General features: G+C 64.4%; 1 protein-coding gene. It reads right to left on the bottom strand.

Annotation, left to right across the window (positions count from 1 at the left end; all coding sequences use genetic code 11):
- Positions 1–850 (bottom strand): AfsR/SARP family transcriptional regulator (locus DPM12_RS22670; RefSeq protein WP_112260607.1); only part of this gene is annotated, 850 nt, incomplete at its 3' end.
- Positions 851–963 lie beyond the last annotated feature (113 nt).

Genomic DNA, 963 nt, shown 5'->3' with positions numbered 1-963 from the left:
CGCCGTCGTGTGCTGGTTGGCTGAGGGCGACTTCGTGGCGGGCGTGGGGGATTGATCCGGCTTCGAGTACGGTGGCGTCTCCCGACAGGATGGCCGCGTGCAGGCGTTGCAGTCGTGGGCCGGGTTCGACGCCCAGCTCGTGGTTTAGCACGGATCGCAGCCGGTGGAATGCTTGCAGTGCGCGTGCGATGTGCCCGGTTCGGTATAGGGCTGTCATGAGGAATGCGCACAGGTTCTCGTTCATCGGGTTCCAGGCCGTCAGAAGGGTCAGCTCGCCCAGCAGATCGGCGTGCCGGCCCAGGGCCAGATCGGCTTCGACGCGCCGCTCGAGCGCGCCGAGCCGGGATTCCTCCAGCGATGCCGCCTCGATTTCAAGTACGCGGCCCATCCGTACGTCCACCAGTGCCGGACCGCGCCACAGTTGCAGGGCACGGCTGAATTCCTCGGAGGCGAGGTGGTGATTACCTGCCTCGGCTGCCGCCCGACCGGCGCGCACGTGACGGGTGAATACCTCGACATCCACCTGGCATGCCTCTTCCTCAAGCAGATACCCGAAGTGGCGGGTGCTGAGCAGTTGCCGCGCATGCGGGTTGTCCGGATCGGCAGCAGCCAGCGCGTTCCGCAACTGAAAAATGTACGTCTGCAACGTCGTGGCATAGCTGCGCGGCGGTGAATCTCCCCACAGTTCCTCCACCAGCGTTGCCCCGGTGACGACCCGGCCCGCGTACAGCGCAAGAAGGGCCACAACCTGACGTTGCTTGGGTGCGCTGGTCATCACCGGCGTCTGGTTCAGACGCACCGACAACGGACCAAGCAGACCGATACTCAGCGGCTTGGATTCTGGGCTCATTCAAACCCCCTTGTGCGCATCCGAGTGCGTCTCGCCGAGCATGCCCATGGCCGACTCGAGTTTCAAGCTTGATCACCACTCAACGTTAGATAGTCTCGCATCGCCCCTCGCGT

Origin of the sequence: Phytoactinopolyspora halophila (assembly GCF_003287285.1) — a bacterium.
Lineage (GTDB): Bacteria > Actinomycetota > Actinomycetes > Jiangellales > Jiangellaceae > Phytoactinopolyspora_A > Phytoactinopolyspora_A halophila.
Note: the sequence above shows the minus strand (reverse complement) of the source record. Positions and strands in the feature narration are given on the sequence as shown.